This window comes from Ensifer adhaerens (assembly GCF_000697965.2).
GTDB classification, from domain to species: Bacteria; Pseudomonadota; Alphaproteobacteria; order Rhizobiales; family Rhizobiaceae; genus Ensifer; species Ensifer adhaerens.
The window spans coordinates 939,863-958,695 of sequence record NZ_CP015882.1 but is presented as its reverse complement, the minus strand read 5'-3'; the positions used below and the strand labels follow the sequence as shown (position 1 = coordinate 958,695).

General features: G+C 59.6%; 14 protein-coding genes and 1 pseudogene. 11 read left to right on the top strand and 4 right to left on the bottom strand.

What is annotated here, in order from left to right:
- Positions 1-7 precede the first annotated feature (7 nt).
- Complete coding sequence (locus FA04_RS31965; protein WP_034796399.1) at positions 8-997, bottom strand: LacI family DNA-binding transcriptional regulator; 990 nt, start codon at positions 995-997, stop codon at positions 8-10.
- A gap of 585 nt (positions 998-1,582) precedes the next feature.
- Here FA04_RS31965 and FA04_RS31960 point away from each other — a divergent pair.
- The 9 genes from FA04_RS31960 (at position 1,583) to FA04_RS31920 (ending at position 11,421) form a co-directional block, all read left to right on the top strand.
- Positions 1,583-3,433, top strand: a complete 1,851-nt coding sequence (locus FA04_RS31960) for an ABC transporter permease (protein WP_034796397.1) — start codon at positions 1,583-1,585, stop codon at positions 3,431-3,433.
- Positions 3,433-4,566, top strand: coding sequence for an ABC transporter ATP-binding protein (locus FA04_RS31955; protein ID WP_029742782.1), 1,134 nt, complete (start codon positions 3,433-3,435; stop codon positions 4,564-4,566). Before FA04_RS31960 ends, FA04_RS31955 begins: the two co-directional genes overlap by 1 nt.
- A 54-nt stretch (positions 4,567-4,620) precedes the next feature.
- On the top strand, positions 4,621-5,757 hold the full coding sequence (locus FA04_RS31950) for an ABC transporter substrate-binding protein (protein ID WP_034796395.1): 1,137 nt from the start codon (positions 4,621-4,623) through the stop codon (positions 5,755-5,757).
- Between the two features lie 71 nt (positions 5,758-5,828).
- Positions 5,829-6,926, top strand: a complete 1,098-nt coding sequence (locus FA04_RS31945; protein ID WP_034796527.1) for an ABC transporter substrate-binding protein — start codon at positions 5,829-5,831, stop codon at positions 6,924-6,926.
- A 119-nt stretch (positions 6,927-7,045) separates the two neighbouring features.
- Positions 7,046-7,888: an inositol monophosphatase family protein gene (locus FA04_RS31940; protein WP_371813690.1), complete on the top strand. Its 843-nt coding sequence runs from the start codon at positions 7,046-7,048 to the stop codon at positions 7,886-7,888.
- Positions 7,889-7,905: 17 nt separating this feature from the next.
- Complete coding sequence (locus FA04_RS31935; RefSeq protein WP_029742786.1) at positions 7,906-8,538, top strand: dual specificity protein phosphatase family protein; 633 nt, start codon at positions 7,906-7,908, stop codon at positions 8,536-8,538.
- 858 nt (positions 8,539-9,396) lie between these two features.
- On the top strand, positions 9,397-10,005 hold the full coding sequence (locus FA04_RS31930) for a pilus assembly protein TadG-related protein (RefSeq protein WP_034796392.1): 609 nt from the start codon (positions 9,397-9,399) through the stop codon (positions 10,003-10,005).
- 32 nt (positions 10,006-10,037) lie between these two features.
- On the top strand, positions 10,038-10,649 hold the full coding sequence (locus FA04_RS31925; protein ID WP_156553130.1) for a hypothetical protein: 612 nt from the start codon (positions 10,038-10,040) through the stop codon (positions 10,647-10,649).
- A gap of 151 nt (positions 10,650-10,800) precedes the next feature.
- Positions 10,801-11,421: a pentapeptide repeat-containing protein gene (locus FA04_RS31920; RefSeq protein ID WP_034796525.1), complete on the top strand. Its 621-nt coding sequence runs from the start codon at positions 10,801-10,803 to the stop codon at positions 11,419-11,421.
- A 28-nt stretch (positions 11,422-11,449) separates the two neighbouring features.
- Here the strand turns inward: FA04_RS31920 and FA04_RS34830 are convergent.
- From FA04_RS34830 to FA04_RS31910, 3 genes and pseudogenes are all read right to left on the bottom strand, one after another.
- Positions 11,450-11,530: pseudogene (locus FA04_RS34830) on the bottom strand (helix-turn-helix domain-containing protein); the annotation flags it as partial.
- A 246-nt stretch (positions 11,531-11,776) separates the two neighbouring features.
- Positions 11,777-12,742 carry a magnesium and cobalt transport protein CorA gene (locus FA04_RS31915; protein ID WP_029742789.1) on the bottom strand — a complete coding sequence of 322 codons (966 nt, stop codon included), beginning with the start codon at positions 12,740-12,742 and terminating at the stop codon, positions 11,777-11,779.
- A 51-nt stretch (positions 12,743-12,793) separates the two neighbouring features.
- Entirely contained in the window at positions 12,794-14,692 is a 1,899-nt protein-coding gene (locus FA04_RS31910; RefSeq protein WP_034796384.1) for a potassium transporter Kup, read from the bottom strand.
- Positions 14,693-15,108: 416 nt separating this feature from the next.
- Between FA04_RS31910 and FA04_RS31905 the strand changes: the two genes are divergently transcribed.
- Together FA04_RS31905 and FA04_RS31900 are read left to right on the top strand one after the other, a co-directional pair.
- Entirely contained in the window at positions 15,109-16,887 is a 1,779-nt protein-coding gene (locus FA04_RS31905) for a hypothetical protein (RefSeq protein ID WP_034796382.1), read from the top strand.
- Between the two features lie 298 nt (positions 16,888-17,185).
- On the top strand, positions 17,186-18,529 hold the full coding sequence (locus tag FA04_RS31900; RefSeq protein ID WP_051659348.1) for an enoyl ACP reductase FabMG family protein: 1,344 nt from the start codon (positions 17,186-17,188) through the stop codon (positions 18,527-18,529).
- Positions 18,530-18,833 lie beyond the last annotated feature (304 nt).

Genomic DNA, 18,833 nt, shown 5'->3' with positions numbered 1-18,833 from the left:
TTCCGGTCTAGCGTCGGGCGGTCTTGCGCTCGACCATCGTGACGGGAACGACCTGAAGTCGCGTTTCCATCTCGTCGGCTTCCAGCGCTTCGAGAACATGCTCCGTCAGAGCGGAGAAGGACTGCGCAACGGTGGTGAGTTCGTAGCTCTTCCACCCTGCCTGCGGAATATCGTCGAAGCCGACGACGGAAAGATCGGCCGGCACGCGGCGGTGCATTTCGGTGCGGGCAGCGTCGAGAAAGCCGAGAGCCAAGAGATCGGTAACGCAAAACGCGCCGTCGATCGCCTCGTCGACGAGCACCTCGCAGCCAGCCTGGTAACCGCTTTCATAACTCGTGGTACCGCCCGACCAGGCGACCACCTCGACCCCGGCGGTCGCCATTTTCTTTTTGAACGCAGTGGTGCGGCGCACCTGAGCAGGGGTTTGGCTGCCACTCGAGATCACCGCAACCTTCTTGCAGCCCGCCTCGATCAGGCGCAGTGCTGCAAGGTCCGCACCGCGGGAATCGTCGCTCAGCACCATGCTGGTATCGGTGCGATCGATTTTCTGGTTGATCAGGATCAGGCGCACGCCGTTGGCAATGCACTGGTCGACGATCGATTCCGGCGGCTCTCCGGAAAGAACGATGATCGCTTGCGCCCGGAACTCGAACAGTAGCTCGATCAGCGGCGCGATATCCTTTCGCGCATCCGCGGCGTTGAGCAACAGGCATTGCAGACCGCGACGCAACAGGCCGATGCTCAAGAGATCGAGCTGTTTTGCATGGAAGGGTGCGCTGAGATTGGCACCGACGACCCCGATGAGATTGGAGCGGTCGTTGTTCAGTCCCTGCGCCAGCCGGTTGACCCGGTAACCGAGCTCCCGGGCGGCTTTGAGAACCTTGCGCCGCACAGCCTGGGATACACTGGCTCCGGGCGTAAAGGTTCGCGAGACCGCCGAGCGTGAGACGCCCGCGCGTTTTGCAACCTCTTCGGCCGTCACAAAGCCCCTCGCCATGCCTTTCTCCTGCAGAATCAGATGCTTTTCATCAGGGCCACAAAAGCAGCCCCATTCCAACGAAAAAGTTCGAGCCTACCCGCTCGGTGAACCAGCCGACGATGCCGGTGAACGGTCGCCATCGCTCCGTCTATGGCGGCTGTTTCTCCCCGCTGAAGTCATTCGCCCAACCTCAATGATCACGTGTTCCAAAAACAATACATCATTGTCACAAAAGAGTCATCAAAAACAACGGCTTATATCATTGCGCACGTGTGCATTTTTTTGTTGACAACGGCGCCTCACCATTGGATCATACATTCCATAGACAGAGCTGGATTGGAATTTTTGTTCTGTCTATGTTCGTGGTGATGGCGGCGCGGTTGAGGAGCTTGCGCCGACATCTGGCAAGCGCTTGCGCCTGCCCTGCGAACGGGGAGGATTGAGTAACCGACAGCCGCGCCTTTTGCGTCATTGAGCGGCTTCTTGCGTAGGTCAGCGCCACGCCCTGGCGGCTGATTTCTATTCCCCGTTGGCACTTTGAAAGTTCCGCCAGGCATCGATCGCCGGCGCAGGCAGCGCATGTTGAGTTCCAAGGGGAAGAGCATGGCCTTATTGAGTGAGACAGCCAAAGCGGCAACATTGCCCGGCAGCGCAATGGCGCCGACGGCATGGCAGCGCTGGCGCTATCGGATGAAGGTCGCGTCGCGGGAGCCGACGACGCTGATCGGCGTCCTGACGGCACTTCTCTTTACCTATCTCATCGTCGTGCCGATCATCTCGATCGTGCTCGATTCCGTGCGCGTCCAATTCGGCCACGAGCGGCGGCTCGGCAAGGACTTTGGTGAGCTTACGCTCTACTACCTTGATCGAGCCTTCCTGTCGCCGGTCTCGGTCGATCTTTTCTGGCGGCCGCTCTTCAACACGCTATCGGTCGCGCTCGGAGCGATCAGCCTGTCTTTGTTGATCGGTACAGTGCTCGCCTGGTTGATCAGCCGGACAGACATGTTCGGACGGCGCTGGTTCGCAACAGCGCTGATCGTGCCCTACATGCTGCCGGCCTGGACCTTTGCGCTTGCCTGGACAACGCTCTTCAAGAACCGCACCGTCGGCGGCCAGCCGGGCTGGTTCGAGGCCATGGGGCTGACGCCGCCCGACTGGGTCGCCTATGGGCGCTTCCCGATCATCGTGATCCTGGCGCTACATTATACGCCTTTCGTCATCCTGCTGTTTGGCTCTGCCCTTCGTCGCTTCGATTCCCAGCTCGAAGATTCCGCCCGTATCCTTGGAGCCAAGCGCTACCAGGTGGCGATGCAGATCATCCTGCCGCTGATGCGTCCCGCACTTCTGTCCTCGATGGTGCTGATCTTCGCCAAGTGCCTCGGCGAGTTTGGCGTGCCCTATGTGCTCGGCCTGCCGGTCAGGTTCGAAGTGCTTTCCACCTCGCTCTTTCGCAGCATCGCGTCGCGCCAGACCGGCGTTGCCGGTGTCGTCGCGGCCTCGATCATGCTGATCGGCATCGTCACCCTGATGATCGATGCGCGTCTTGTTCGTGAAGCCCGGCGCTTCGTTACTGTTGGCTCGAAGGGTTCGATGAACCGCCAGAGCCGGCTCGGCAAGTACCGCCTGCCGGCGACCGGTTTTGCCGCACTTATCTTTCTCTTGAGCGTCGGACTGCCGCTTCTGACCCTGTTCCTCTCCACCATCATGAAGCTGCCGGCGCAGTTCACGCTCGACAATTTCACGCTCGACTACTGGATCGGCCGTGATCTCCACACGGTGGCACTGCAGACCGGGGTCCTCTTAAGCCCCGATCTATGGGCGGCTGCAAAAAACACGCTTGTCATCGTCGGCCTTGCGTCCTTGACCTCGGGCATTCTCGGACTTCTTGTTGGCTATGTGGTCATCCGCACGCCGGTGAAGGTCCTGTCGGTCTATCTGCGGCAGGTCACCTTCTTGCCCTATCTGGTGCCGGGTATCGCCTTTGCCGCCGCCTATCTGTCGCTCTTCGCCGTGCCACGCGGACCGATGCCGGCCCTCTATGGTACCGTCACCATCCTGGTCCTGGCGCTGATCGCCGACCAGATGCCTTACGCCTCGCGCGCCGGTATCTCGGCCATGACCCAGCTTGGCAAGGATCCGGAAGAGGCAGCCCAGATTTCCGGCGCCGGCTGGTTCCGGCGGATGATGTTGATCGTCATTCCAATCCAGAAGGGCTCGCTGGTAACAGGCGTGCTGCTGCCCTTCATCTCGGGCATCAAGGGCCTGAGCCTCTTCGTCATCCTCGCCGTGCCGAGCACCGATGTTCTGACCACCTATTCGCTCCGGCTCGTCGACTACCACTACACGCAAGCCGCCAATGCCGTCGTGCTGATCATCGCGGCGATCGCCTATCTCGGAACCCTGGCAGCCCAGAAGCTGACCAAGACCAATCTCGCAGAAGGACTCGGAAGCTGATGCCCACCATCAATCTCAGCGGCGCCCAGAAGAACTACGGCGTCAATTCCGCCAATGCCGTCTCGAACCTCGATCTCGAAATCCGCGACGGCGAGTTCATGTGCCTTCTTGGACCCTCTGGCTGCGGCAAGACCACGACGCTGCGCATGATCGCCGGCCTCGAAAACCTCTCGGACGGCGAGATCCGCATCGGAGAGCGGGTGGTCGACTCGGTCAGGGCAGGCGTGTTCATCCCGCCGGAAAAGCGTGAGATGGGGTTGGTATTCCAGAGTTACGCGCTCTGGCCGCACCTGACAATCGAACGCAACACCGACTTCGGTCTGAGGCTGCGCAAACTGCCGAAGGAAGAGCGTGAAATGCGCGTCGAGAAAGTGATGCAGGCGCTCGACATCGCCAAGTACCGCGACCGCTACCCGTCGCAACTCTCGGGCGGCCAGCAGCAGCGCGTGGCGCTCGCCCGCATGCTGGCGGTCAATCCGGGCGTTCTGTTGCTCGACGAGCCGCTGTCGAACCTCGACGCCCGGCTCCGGCTCGAGATGCGCGCCGAGCTCAAACGCATCCACAAGGAGTTCAAGACGACCATCGTCTTCGTCACTCACGACCAGTGGGAGGCAATGACGCTGGCAACGACGATCGCCGTCATGAACGAGGGCACGCTGCAGCAGATGGGCACGCCCAACGATATCTATGATCGCCCGGCCAATCGCTTCGTCGCGGAATTCGTCGGTAGCCCGCCGATCAACATCCTGAACTTCGGATCGGCCGCCGCCTCTGAGCTGTCGCGCGCAGCCGAGGCCTATCTTGGCACGCGCCACCCGTCGTTGCGCGGCATTGGCTCGATCGGCATCCGACCGGAAGCGATCGGCTATTCGGTCAAAACCAACGATGTGCCGGCCGGCAGCTTCTCCGGCGAAATGACGGTGACAGGCGTCCTGCCGACCGGCGGCAGCTGGATCCTGGAGCTCAGGAACGGCAGCGACACGCTGTTCTTGACGACCAATGCCCTGCCGCGCGTCGAGACCGGAACGAGGGTTTCGTTCTTTGCGCCGCCTGAGGCGCTGCACGTTTTTAACAAGGACGGCCAGCGGATCGCCGAAGCGGACGCGCTGCTGCGCAAGTCCACGCTGAACTAAGGCGCTTCAGTGCCGAACGACAAATCGAAACATAATCTGCGGGAGGAACAGACGATGCAATTTCTAAGGACTGAAAGGACGCACCGTGCAATCAGGCGCGCGCTGCTGGCAACGACCATCGTCGCCTTCGCCGGACCGGCGCTGGCACAAGAGCCGTTCGACCTGAACGCGCTGATCGAGGCCGCGCGCAAGGAACCTCCGATTACGGTTTATGACAGCACCGGCAAAATCGTCGAAATGGCCAAGGCCTTTGCCGAGAAATATGGCGTCGGCGCCGAGGGCTCCAAGGTCAAGGCGACGGCCCAGCTTGAGATGATCATTCGCGAGGCCCGTGCCAACAACATCCAGGGCGATGTCTCGATCATCAGCGACGCACCGGCCGCGATGGCGCAACTCATCCCGCAGGGCTTTGCCGAAAGCTGGCTGCCGCCGGATCTCGCAGCCAACATCCCCACTGAGTATCAGGACCCGCTGACCGTCGTTACCAGCGCCAATGTCTGGGCCTACAACACCGAGCTCTTCGACAAGTGCCCGGTCAGCAACATCTGGCAGCTGACGGGACCTGAGTGGAAAGGCAAGGTCGCCATGCAGGATCCGCTCGGCAAGCCATCCTATGTCGACTGGTTCAACCAGATGGCCAAGCACGGCGACGACAAAGTGGCGGCCGCCTATAAAGAGCTTTACGGGAAGGATCTCGAAACCGACGACGGCAGTGCGACGGCCGCCTGGGTCAAGGCGCTCGCTGCCAACGCTCCCTTGCTGACGGACGCCGATGCGGCCGCTGCTGATGCCGTCGGCGCGCCGGGTCAGTCGCAACCCTTCATGGGGCTGATGAGCTCGGCAAAGTTCCGCGACAATGCCGAAAAGGGCATGAAGCTCGGCCTTTGCAAGGACCTGAAACCCTGGCTCGGCTGGATGTATCCGGGCGTCGGGCTGATCACCAAGGGCACCAACAGCCCGAACGCCTCAAAGCTCTTCATCCACTACGTGATGACCGCCGAAGGCATCGCGCCGCAGGCAGAAGACGGAAAAATGTCGACCAACAAGGACGTTTCGCTGCCCGCAGACGAGCCGTCGGGCATCGGCGCCGTTCTTGATCAGGTCATGCCCTACCAGATGGCAACGAGCCTCGACGACTGGGACGCGCGCGAGACCTGGCAGGACCTCTGGCGGCTCAGCTACCAGAAGTAATCGCCTGAACATGTGAAACGGTCTCCTTGGGAGGGGAAACCATGAGCAAAGGTAAGAACAGGGTTATGATCATGGGGGCGGTATTTGCCGCCCTTGCGGCCGCATTGGCCGTCGAGGCAAACGCCGAGGAGGCGTTTGATCTCAATGCGCTGGTGGAGGCGGCGAAGAAAGAAAAGCCGATCAATGTCTATGACAGCACCGGCAAGATCGTCGAGATGGCCGAGGCCTTCACCGCCAAATACGGGGTGAAGGCGACCGGCGTCAAAGTCTCGGCCAACAGCCAGCTGGAGATGATCATCCGCGAAGCCCAGGCCGGCAACGTCCAGGGCGATGTCGCCCTGATCACCGACGCGCCGGCAGCGCTCGCCCAGCTTCTGCCGCAGGGCTTCGTCGAAAGCTATCTGCCCGGCGACATGAAGGAGAAGATACCGGCGGCCTTCCAGAACCCGCTGGCGATTTCGACCAATGCCAATGTCTGGGCCTATAACACCGAGGCCTATGACAAATGCCCGGTCGGCAATATCTGGGAGCTGACTGAGGCAAAATGGAAAGGCAAGATCGCGCTGGTCGATCCCCTGACCAAGAGCACCTATACCGACTGGTTCAACCAGTTGGAAAAGCATGCCGACAACGCCGTGAAGGAGGCCTACAAGGTCCACTTCGGCAAGGATCTCGAAACCGTTGAAAAAAGTGCAGCGGCCGCCTGGATCAAGGCCCTGGCACAAAACGGCCCGCTGGTAACGGACGGCGACGATCCGGTTGCCGAAGCCGTCGGCGCCGCCGGCCAGAAGGAGCCCTTTTTCGGGCTCCTGAGCTCCGCCAAGTTCCGTGATAACGAAGGCAAAGGCTACAAACTCGGGCTCTGCACGGAGCTGACCCCCTGGGTCGGCTGGACCTACACCAAGCTCGGCCTGATCGCCTCGAAATCCGCGAGCCCGAATGCCGCGAAGCTCTTCATCCACTACGTGCTGACGGAAGAGGGCATCGCGCCCCAGATGAAGGACGGCAAGCTGCCGACCAATGTCGACATCAAGATGCCTCAAGACGAACCGTCGGGGATCATGGAGGTAGCGGACCGCCTCTTTCCCTATGACGCGGCCACTGGGCTTGACGATTTCGACCGGCGCGAGGAGTGGCAGGATTTCTGGCGCATGAACTACAGCAAGTAAAATCCCGGCCGGCGCGGCCTCACGAGGACAGGTCGCGCCGGCCGTTCCAGTATGAACAGGAAGAGAGCATGACCGACGCCAATCTCGCCACGAGCCGTAACCAATCCGATAGAGACGCCATGCGCGACTACTCGCGGCGACTGATGACGATCGCCGAAGGTGCGGCCCGCTCGGCCGCCGGCCCCTTGCTCGCTGCGTTTCGCTCGGAAATGGTCGTCGACTACAAGCGCGATCTCCACGACGTCGTGACGGTCTACGACAGGCAAGCCGAGGCATCCATCCGCGACTACATCTTCGCGCACGAGCCGAATTCGGCGATGCTTGGCGAAGAGGGCGGGCAGGTCGGTGAGGGCGACATCCAATGGTATGTCGATCCGATCGACGGGACCGCGAACTTCGCACGAGGACTTGCCTTCTGGTGCATATCGATTGCGGCGGTTGAAGGCGGATCGGTTGTGGCCGGGGTCGTCTATGACCCGGTGGCCGATCTCCTGTTTTCGAGCGACGTCGAGCGTGCCTATCTCAATGGAAAGGTCATTGCCTCCAAAGCCATCGGTGACGAAAGCCGGGCAACGCTGATCACCGGCTACCCGGTCTCGCGCGACTTTCGCCTGGATGGCCGCAACGAGGCACTTGCCCGCCTCGGTGATCTGGTCGAAACCTTCTCGACCGTGCGTCGCCCTGGAAGTGCAGCTTTGAGCATCGCCCATGTGGCGGCGGGTTTTGTCGATGCGGCCGCGGGCTTTGGCGTCAACGCCTGGGATGTGGCCGCAGCGACGCTGATCCTGAAGAACGCAGGCGGCCGTTATGCGCCGTTGTCGCTTGGCAAAGTGCCGGAAGGATCCGCCGACTACCTTTGCCCGGGGTATCTCGCCTATGGCCGGGGTGGCGACTATCCAACCCTGAACCGTGTCGCCGCCGCAATCTCTGCCGGGCGCAGCGCGAAGGCGCCGTCGCCATGAAAGCCCATGAGGAAACCATGCTCGACAATCTTAGCGATGCCTCAACCACGGAAAAGACCAGCAGCGAATTGCCAAGGCTCAGTCTCGTGTATCCGAAGCATCCGACCTATGGCGTCGACATCTTCATTTCCGGCAAGGAAGGTGCGAGCGACCTCGAACTCCTGCGCAAGAGCGGGATCACGACGGTCGTCAATTGCGCGGTCAATCTGGACTTCAATTTCGTCGACCAGCCGAAGCTCGTCTCGGATCACCGCAACAGCATCCATGGACCGGGCGAAATCCGCTACTACAAGATCGGGCTTATCGACGGGGATGGGAACCCGGACACGCAAATGCTGGCTGCGCACTACATCCTGCGAGCGGCCCTGGAGCAGGTCCTACCCGAAAAGCCGTCCTATCCCAGGCGCGAACGTGGCGGTGTGCTCGTCAACTGCCGCGGTGGCCGATCGCGCTCGGTCGTCGTCGTGTCGCTGTTCCTGCATTTGACGCTGCCTGATCAATTCGAAACATTGGAGCGCGCCATCGACTTCGTCCGCGAGAAGCGCGAGATCCCAAAGGACGAGTGGTACAAGGCGCCCAAACCGGTTCTGGCGGCCTCGGCCGAGCGAGCCGCGGGATGGGCACGTGCGATTGAGAGCGGGAAGGCCTGACCCGAGAACGCAGTTCAGAGACCGTCTGCAGCATGGGCCAACGGAAACCTGCTCTCAGTACCGCCAGGGATGCCGACGTCTCGACGTCAGCCAGCCGTCGACGCATTCTCGGCCGCCCCTCCGGTCGCGACAAGCCGGTTCTTTCGTGCATGCCAACGCGTTCGAACGCCCAAGCGGAATCGAAATCGCTTTATTAGGCGGAGCGCCTTGACGCGCGCGGCCGGCGCCACCCTTGACGCCGGCAGGATCGTGATTGAGTAGAATGAAAGGCCCTATTGTTTGGGCAATATGCCCTTGTTTACGAGCCATGTTTCGAAGGTGCCGGGGCACCCTTCGCTGGTCCATCGTCCCCGATAGGAAAAGCCGGGTGCTGCGCGCGCCGTCCCGACGAAGCCGTCATATGCGCTTCTATCGGCCCCGCCTATTTTGAATGCCTTACCGGGATGTTTCCTCTTTGCCTTTGTGAATTTCATCGTCCGCCCCTTACGCAGTACAACCATGAAGTCGAAAGCGTCGCACAGCGCACGGTGCAGTCAAGGATTAGGCAATGAGCAAAAGGGGTTAGTCGCCGCACTGCCTCAGCAGTCCAGCAACCTCTGAGTGAAGAAGACCCAGAATCCGCGTCTCGGGCACGCCAAAATCGCTTCCAACCGGCGAGCGTGGCAGCTGGCCGGTTGTGCCGAAGTGACGCGCGTTTAGCGCAAAATATCTTCAAATAACCTCGTTTCGCGCCTGTGTCAGAGCTCTGAAGAGCGTCTGAAAGAGTGCATACCGTTAAATGGGCCCGAAATTAAAGGATTGGCAAGGCTCCCTGCACGAAGAGGCGACTACTCTCCATCTGGTTGCAAAGAAACTGCCATGAACATACTGACCCTGCCACTGATCAGGCATTGCGCCTCGGCCCTGCTGAAATGCCGGTCCGGGAACTTCGGCCTCTTGGCAGCGCTTGTCGCGATCCCCCTCATTGCCGCTCTTGGCGTTGCGATCGATTTCGCAGCCGCGGTCAACCGAAAGGCCGCTATGCAAAGCGCGGCCGATGCTGCGGCACTGGCGGGAGCTGCAGCAGGTGTCGGTTCGGAGCAGAAGATCGCCGTGGGTTTTCTCGGCGCCCATCTTGGCAGCAACGACACGCAAGATCTGAAAGAGCCCCCGAGCTGGAACCATCAGGTCACGGTCGAGCGGGATACGGTAGCGGTGGCCGTCAATGAGGACTACGAAACCGCCATCATGCATATGTTCGGCTTCCGGACGGTTCCGATCTCAGTCATCGCGAAAGCCGCCCGAGGGTCCGGCAGCTCGGCCTGCATCCTGATCCTTGATCCGGGCAGGGCCGATGCGCTGAAGATCATCAATTCGAACTCGGTCACCAGCGAATGCGGCTTCCAGGTGAACTCGTCCCATTCGCAACGTGCGTTCTACGCCGAAAACCAGGGGAAGTTCGCCAGTCGAAGCTTTCCGGCCGCCTGATTTCGCCGCCGCCGGTCGACGGATCTCCTGTCGTGCCCGACCCCATGGCCGGCATGCCCGAACCGGCGTCGCCGAACGACGCCTGTACCTCCCAAAGCCTGAAGACGATCAACAGCCAGGGCAAGTCGTCGCTCGAGCCCGGGATCTATTGCGGCGGGCTGACCGTGAATGCCACGGACGAGTTAACGCTGAAGCCCGGAATCTATGCGTTCCGCCGCGGCGCGTTGACCTTGAACACATCGGCCAAGGTCATAGGCAAGGACGTGCTTTTCTATTTCGAGGACGCGCAATCGCCGCTGTTTTTGAACGGTGCGGCAATCCTGCAGGTATCGGCGCCAACCAGCGGCGCGCATGCCGGCATCCTGATGTTCCAGGGCCGGCAGGCGAAGGACAGCAGCGTCCAGTTCCGCATCAACACGTCTGCTGGAAGCTTCTACAATGGGGCGATCTATTTGCCCTATGCGGTGGTCGACTGGAACGTCAGCGGAAGCCTCAATTCGGAATCGAAGTTTACCGCACTGATTACCAGGGTTTTGAACCTCTACGTGTCCGGAACGGCCTTCTTCAAGAAGCCGGGGGAAGAGGGCAAAGATTTCGTGCCCAACGGCTTCGGCAGGGGAGGCGGCGTGCGGCTGGTGGAATAGCGTCGAAACCAGCCCGTCGTAATTGCGTGCCCCGGTGGCTTCGCTCGTGCGCTCGATTTTTCGGCATTGCCAATCATCGCGAAGATGGAAATGCTCAGCGGCGAAGCAACAAAAGGCATTGCGCTTGGTGCGGGGCCGCAGATGGATGGATATGGCTGAACGACGATACGGCGAAGCGCCGCCCAAGACCGACAGCACGATTGCAAGCGCCGACTGGTACGGTCGCCAGATCGAGCGCGAGCGATACGACAACACGCTGTTCGTCGATCTCGACCTGACCGAGGCGCAGACCGTCGGCGTGGTCTTTCACGAATGCACCTTCCGGCGAGCCCGGTTCAATGCATCGTCACACCAGGCGAGCGCCTTCGTCAACTGCACGTTCGTCTCCTGTAAGTTCTTCGATAGCCGCTTCAAGGAGTGCAAGTTCGTCGGAAGCATGTTCGACGCTTGCGAGTTCGACCAGATGCAAGTGACGGGCGGCGACTGGTCCTTTACCGGATTGCCAGGCGCGGCTCTCGGCCGCGCATCCTTCAAGGAAACGCGAATGCGGGAAGCGGATCTGACCGGCGCCTCCTGCAAAGGCGGCTCGCTCAGGGACGTCGATCTTTCCGGTGCCTGGCTGCATGGGGCAGATTTTACCACCTGCGACCTCAGGGGCAGCGACCTCACCGCCTTCGATCCGGAGAACCTTCGCCTCAAGGACGCGATCATCACGATCGACCAGTCGATCATCATCGCCGAGGCTCTGGGTCTCGACGTCAGGCGAAAGTGACGCTGCCGGCGACGTATAGGACCCAACGGGTGCCTGCCGCGGACATGTCTTCGACGGCGCTATGGATCGCCTCAAAGGCATCGCTCCTGAACTTGCGCTTGGTCGCCATTGCAAATCTCCTAGAGGGCACCGGTCCTGATTTCCGCGTCAAGCTCGGCCTGCGCCGATAGAGTTCGGCGAACTTCCGGAAGGCCGCGAGGTCACTTGCCGGAAGATGGGGGAGGCGGGCTGGAGGTAAGGCCGGATTGCCCGAGAGCACCAAGAGATACCATCACACAGAGCTTTTACCCGATAGCATGCTGCAATGCCGCGGTGTCGACACCAAACGAAACCCACGGAAAGATATTTCCGCTGGCTACAGCCATCCGGACCTTTTGAACCGCCAGTAGAGAATAGAGCAGAGCGTCGCAATGACACCGAGGACGGCAAAGTAGCCGTAACGGGTTGCCAGTTCAGGCATGTGTTCGAAGTTCATCCCGTAGATTCCGGCAATGGCTGTCGGTACGGCAAGAATTGCGGCCCAGGCTGCAAGCTGCCGTGTGATGGTGCCCTGTCGTTGCTGCTCCAGGAGATTGGAGGCCTCGAACACGGACGTCATTATCTCGCGAAGGCCGCCTACCAGGCCTTCCACACGTCTGACATGGTCAAGAACGTCTTTGAAGAATGGCTTGGCATTGTCGTCGATACAGGGCAGCTCGAGATGAGTTAGCTTACCCGCCACCTCTCCCATCGGCCCGAGCACCCGCTGGAAGCGAATGACGTGACGGCGCATCCGGAAGATGCGCCTGATCTGCTCGGGCTGCAGGAAGGACACAAGTACGTGTTTCTCGAGCTCCAGAACTTTGTCCTCAAGCGTTTCGACCACCGGCAAATAGCCGTCGACAACGAAGTCGATGATGCCGTGCAGGACATAGTCCGGTCCGTGCTCAAGAAGCTGGGGCGACTGTTCCAGGTGTTGGCGCAGTTCCTTGTGGGAGCGGGCAGATCCGTGGCGAACAGAAATCAGGTGGTGCTTCCCCACGAAAATGCAGGTTTCGCCGTAGGTGATCTTGTCACCCTCAAGGTGGGCCGTCTTGACGATCACGAACAACTGGTCGCCGTAGATGTCCACCTTCGGCACCTGATTGCCGTTGAGGGCGTCTTCGACGGCAAGTGGGTGAAGAGCGAACATGGCCTGAAGGTCGGCCATTTCCTGCTTTGTCGGTTCAGTCAAACCGATCCAGGCGAAGTCGCTACCTGATGCTTCGAATGGTTTGGCGGCAAGCGGGATTTCTTCGGCGCGCTTGCCCGAACGATACATGTAGGAGGCGACGACTGGCATTTTTTGAAGTTCCGGGAGTTGATATCGCAGCGTGAAGCATCTGACCTAAGGTTAGATCGTGACTTGCTCGCCAATCTCGACCACGCGATTGGCTGGCAGCTTGAAATAGGACGATGGATCGATGCCGAGACCTGCAAGTGCAATGTAGAGCTTGTCTTGCCAGCCGGGCAGACCTGAGTTCGGGTCACCAATAAGGGTCCTGCGCCCGAGGTAGAAAGAGGTCTGCATGATTTCGAACTTGAAACCTGCCTTCTTGCACAGTGACAGCGCCTTCGAGACGTTCGGTTCGTCCATGAAGCCGAAGCAAAGCTCGAGCCTTGTAAACCTGTCTGACAGTTCAGTCATTGAGACGCGGTCTTCCTGCGCGACATACGGATGCTCGGATGTGCGAACCGTCAAAATAACATTGCGTTCGTGCAGGACATGATTGTGTTTGATGTTGTGGAGGAGAACGGCGGGTGTCTTATCGCCGACGCTGGTTAGAAAGATTGCCGTCCCTCGAACGGTCTGGGGCGCATGGGTGGACTTCTCTATCGAGCGGATGAATGTTTCCAGCGGGATATCGTTGCGCGCGGTCTTTTCGCGCAGCATTGCGGATCCCCGCGTCCAAGTCCACATCACCACCATGATTGTCAGTGCCAATGCCACCGGCACCCAGCCGCCATCATGAATCTTGAACAGATTGGCAAGCAAGAAGACGCTCTCGATGACGAGCAATGGCGCTAGAAGCAGTGCAGCCAGAACGGTTGAGTATCCCCAGACGGAGCGGAGAAACTGGAACGCCATCACTGTTGTCACAACCATCGCGCCTGTGACCGAGATTCCATACGCGGTCGCGAGAGACTCTGAGTCCCCGAACGAGAAAATCAGCACGATGACCCCGACGAACAGCAGCGCATTTACGGCAGGGACATAGATCTGGCCGGTGTTGGTTTCGGACGTAAATTTGATCAGCAGTCGAGGAAGAAAGCCCAAATGGACCGCCTGGCGAGCGAGAGAAAACGCTCCCGTGATGACAGCTTGGCTAGCGATGATTGTCGCCATGGTCGCGAGAATGACCATCGGCAGCAGCGCCCAGTCTGGATAGAGAAGATAGAATGGGTTGTTGACCGCGTCTGGGTGGCTCAGCACGAGCGCGCCTTGGCCGAGGTAGTTCAGCGCCAATGCGGGGAATACAAGGATAAACCATGCCGTGCTGATCGGTTTCCTCCCGAAGTGGCCGAGATCTGCATAAAGGGCCTCGGCTCCCGTGACCGTCAGGAAGACGGCGCCAAGCACGATCAGACCTGCCCAGCCTGCATGCGTGATGAACCACAGGGCGTTGATCGGGTTCAGAGCCTGCAGGATGGTCCAGTCGTCGCCGATGTGGATGAGACCGCCCCACGCCATCGCGAGGAACCACACAACCGTGATTGGCCCGAAAAACCTTGCGACCGCTTCCGTACCCTTGGACTGCACGGCAAACAATGCAACCATAATGACCGCAGCAAGGGGAAGCACGTAGTCCGAAAAGGCTGGTGTGACGAGTTTCATGCCTTCGAGCGCCGACATGACCGAGAGGGCAGGGGTGATCATGGCATCCCCGATAAACAGGGCCGCCCCGATTAGGCCCGCGAAAAACAACACGGGCATGAAACTGCCGGTCTTCTTCATCAAGAGCGCGAGAAGCGACAATGTTCCACCTTCACCGTCATTGTCGGCGCGTAGGAGGAAAAGCACGTATTTGAACGTCACGATACACGTCAACGTCCAAACCATCAGGGAAATGAGACCGATGACTTCGTCAGGCTGCGCCCCGTCGTTCAAGAAGGGGCGAAGGGCCTCGCGAAAAGCGTAGAGCGGACTTGTTCCGATATCGCCATAGACAACGCCGATGCATCCAAGCAGTAGAACGAGAAAGCTCTGCGTTCCCGATCGAGGTCCGACAGCTTCGCTGTGAGCATTGGGCATAAGGTCTCCTGAAACACCGTCGGCATTAGCGATGGCAGATATATGCTGCATTGCGAAAGTCCAGGCAATTCTCACAGGGACCGCTCGAGAATGTCGAGTGTGAATAATCGGCCGTTGGACAAACCTAACTCGCGAAAACATCAGGGAATGGTTTGCGTTCCCACCCGCATCGGCTGAGATCAGTGTTCCGCATTGCTGAGGCGAACCAATTGCGCTTTTCTCTTCGAGAATACCGAACGATGACCGACGCAGTGAATGTCGATTGTGAAGTCTCTGGGCCCGCATCGCAGACCGAGTTAAGCAAGGTTGCCCTTGAGGCAGAGTTTCGCACGCAACCTAGAATTACACACTTATTAAGAGAGTAGGTGTAGGCAATCTCGGGTGAGTTTGGGCGCTTCACACGAGTTTCATCTGCCATGAGTTTAGTTGTCGGCGAGACAAGTGTCGCGCGAGTTGATGAACGCTGGTCGGCAACGGGGTATTGGCTGATCTGCATCTTTATCGTCGGCCTACTCATCGGGTTCGATTTGTCCGGTGAGCGTATTCACAACGCTGACATCGACGACAGTTTGCGGGGTCTGCAAATCAAGGCATTCCTTGAGGATGGCGGGTGGCTTAGGCCGGCAATACCGCGGATCCTGATGCCCGAGCCGTATATTTCGCCTTGGTCGCGAATAGTTGACCTTCCCTACATGCTCATAGCTTTCTCTCTTCAGTCCGCCTTGGGAGCGGAAGACGCGCTCGCGGTGGCCTTCCAGGTTTGGCCAGCCGTAATGGCAGTCTTTTTCACCATTGGGGTTGTTGGGGTTTTGAGCCGGATAGCGCCACGAGAAGGTGAGCTTTCGCCCGGAATGCTATGCGCCGTCCTCGTCCTTATGGCCTTCGCGATCTGGGAATTTAGCCCTGGCCGCATTGACCACCATAACTTGCAGATGGTGCTGTTGCTTACGTTGATATACGGGGTTGGCAGGTTCGATCGCATGGGCGGGGCGGTCGTCGCGATTTCAGCGACGATCTCGCTCTTGGTAGGCCTGGAGACGTTGCCTGTTATCGCGCTGGTGTTGGGAGCCTTGGCACTAGCGTGGGCCGCGGGTTTGGACGGCACCCGAACGATGCTTGCCTCAACCGCCATCACATGCCTGGTTGCGGTACCCATCCTGACCTTTTTGGTAATCGGTCCTTCCGGGTTCTGGCGTGTGGAGAACGATGCTTTCTCCGCACCATTTGCATTCGCACTGCTTGGCTTTGGAGCGATCGCAACCGTGACCTTATGGCTGGTGCCGGAGGCTTCGAGCGCGGCGTTCAAGTTTGGACTTTTGGCTACCGCCGGTTCGATGCTATCGGCTGTGCTGTTGTTCGCCTATCCACAGCTTTTGGCCGGCCCATATGCAGCCATCGACGATCTGGCCCGGATATATTGGTTTGATCGCATCGACCAGGAAAAGAGTGCCCTGGAGTTTTTCCGAACAGGGGACTACGGCTCACTTGCTCTACTGGGTATTTTCAGCTGCGTCCTGGCTGTTAGCTTGCAGCGCGCGTTGAACGCCCCCCGAACGGCAAATCCGCAATTCGCTATCATCTATGCTGTCGCCGCAGCGCTCCTCCTGACCGCGTTGGTCTCCAACCGGTATTTGCGCTTCTCTGCTGCCGTCGTTCCGTTGTTGCTGCCGGCTGCGGCGTCGGTAACTCGCGAAGACAGCCAGGTGGCGGTTAGGCGGTTGGCTGCGTTTGGCGGGATGGCTGTTGTGATGGCCACCTCATTCTACTTCGTCGTGCCTTTTGAGCGTAAGACTACGGATGCTTTTGACCACCTGCTCTGGAATGATTGCAAGGGGGCGGATTTCTCGCTGCTTGCTACCCTTCCACCTGGACAAGTGATGACGCCGCCGGCACTGGGGCTTGAGATCGCCCGTAGGTCGCAGGACAGCCTTACGGTGTCGAGCGTTCCCTTTCACCGGGCCGCGCCAGCCATCGGACGGGTTCTTCGGGCCTTTATGTCGAGTAGCAACAATGAGCGGAATGCTCTTTTAGCGGGGTTCGACTACCTGGCCGTTTGTCGGGCGCCGTTAGGGCTCGTGGGAAGCGAGAAGATGCCGTTGTTCGATGCCATCATGACAGGCAGCGCTGGGCCGGGCCTTCATCCCGTATCATCAGTCAAACAGTCTGACCTCATCGTCCTGCGGATTGAAAAGTAGCGTGCGCCCAGGAGTATATGTTTGGTTTCGCAGGCCACGTTCAGCCGGGCCACGACAGGATCCGGGGCCGGCAGAAATCACGTCGAAGCGGTGAGTCGAAGCGGTGAACGGTCACGGGGAAAGTTCACCATTCCGGATCGCTGCGGGGCTGGAATGGACGCCACTGCCGTTCCGTTCCGCTCACGGTTTGAATTGTAACGATACTTATTGTCACTTCCCACTTGCCGCCAATCAGTGCAGTGGTTCATCACGTTGTTTGTTTGGTTGCTCCGCGACCAGCTTTGAGAGAACCGGCAGTATGAAGAAACCGAACCCTCTGACGCACTTCCCGCGGACGAACATTTTCCGTCCAGGCGATGTTTTCGTTCTGTTTGGTGAGCTGTTCGATCGGGGCTATGCCACCCATCTGGTCGACCAAGCCAAGAAGGCCGGCATGGAAATTGTCGGGATCACGGTTGGCAGACGAGACGAAGCCAATGTTCTGCGGCCACTGAACGACGAGGAACTTGCGGCGGCTGAAGCCCGGCTCGGAGGCAAGATCATCAACGTGCCGATCATGGCCGGTTTCGATCTTGACGCGCCTGAAGGCGAGCCCACTCCGACCGACCTTCTCGCGAAGATGACGCTCGAGACGTGGCAAGACGAGAAGCTCGACTGGTCGCACATCGAGAAATGCCGAAACGTCGGCGTCGAACGGTTCAAGAATGCCCTTTCTGAAGTCATGGGGATCCTCGATGGCATGATCGCTGATGGCAGGAATGTCTTCTTCGCGCACACCATGGCCGGTGGCATCCCGAAGGCCAAGGTGTTCATGGTCATCGCCAATCGCGTCTACAAGGGACGTGGCGCGCGCCACATGTCGTCGCAAACGCTGCTCGACAGCGATTTGGGCAAGCTCATTCTTCAGAATTTCGACGAGGTTTCGGCCAACACGTTCCGACACCTGATCGATCTGAGCACAGCCATCCGGGCGCGCATCGAAGCTTCCGGTGGCCAGGTTCGTTATTCGGCGTTTGGCTACCACGGTACGGGCATTCTCGTTGCTAACGAGTACCGCTGGCAGACCTATACCAATTACACGCAGGGCTACGCCAAGATGCGCCTGGAGCGCATCGCTGAGGAAGCCTGGAACAAGGGCATTAAGGCGACGGTCTACAATTGCCCTGAGATCCGCACCAATTCTTCCGACGTGTTCGCCGGCATCGAGCTGCCCCTCATTCCGCTTCTGCTCGCGCTGAAAAAAGAGGGCGGTGGCGAATGGGTCGCGCAGCAATGGCAGGCCTGCCAGGATTTGTTGGCAGATGGCTTCACCGTCGATGACGTCTTGCGGAAGATTTCCGATATGCAGACGAGCGAAGTGATGCGGCCGTTCTACGACTTTTCGTCCTGGCCAATGCCGAATAATCCGGGACAGTCCGACCTGACGATCGGTACGTCGAGCGAAATCACGGCGATGCACCGGGACGGCAAGGCGCTGATCTCCGATCTCTTGAGCCGGCTGGTGGTCGAAGCGGTTGGGCAGCTCATCTTTGGTGAGAGCTCGGCGCCATCGGGCCCTGTCCTGTGGCTCAACCACGACATCGTCGCGCGCACGCTGATCGAGACGAAAGGGTCAGCCCGCAACGCTCTCGAAGCGGCCTAAGCGCGACGACGCAGGCGGCTACTGCCTGTCTCCTTGAGTCGCCTCCGATTGCGCGTCTGATCAGACGCGCACGCGAGGTCGATGACCGTGACGTCAAGCAGTCTTGGCGGTACTGGTCGTTAGTTGAACCAGACGACGCGTGACGATTGCACCCGCTCGGCCGACCTCTTGGGGTGGCCCTCGGCGTCCTCGGCAAACAGCGTCTTGCGTGCCAGCCAATCCATTTGCGCGAGCGCTTCGGCGATCGTGGTGTCGGCTGCGATCGTTTCTCTCTTAAATCTTGTAGCTCAAGAAGTTTGCCGGC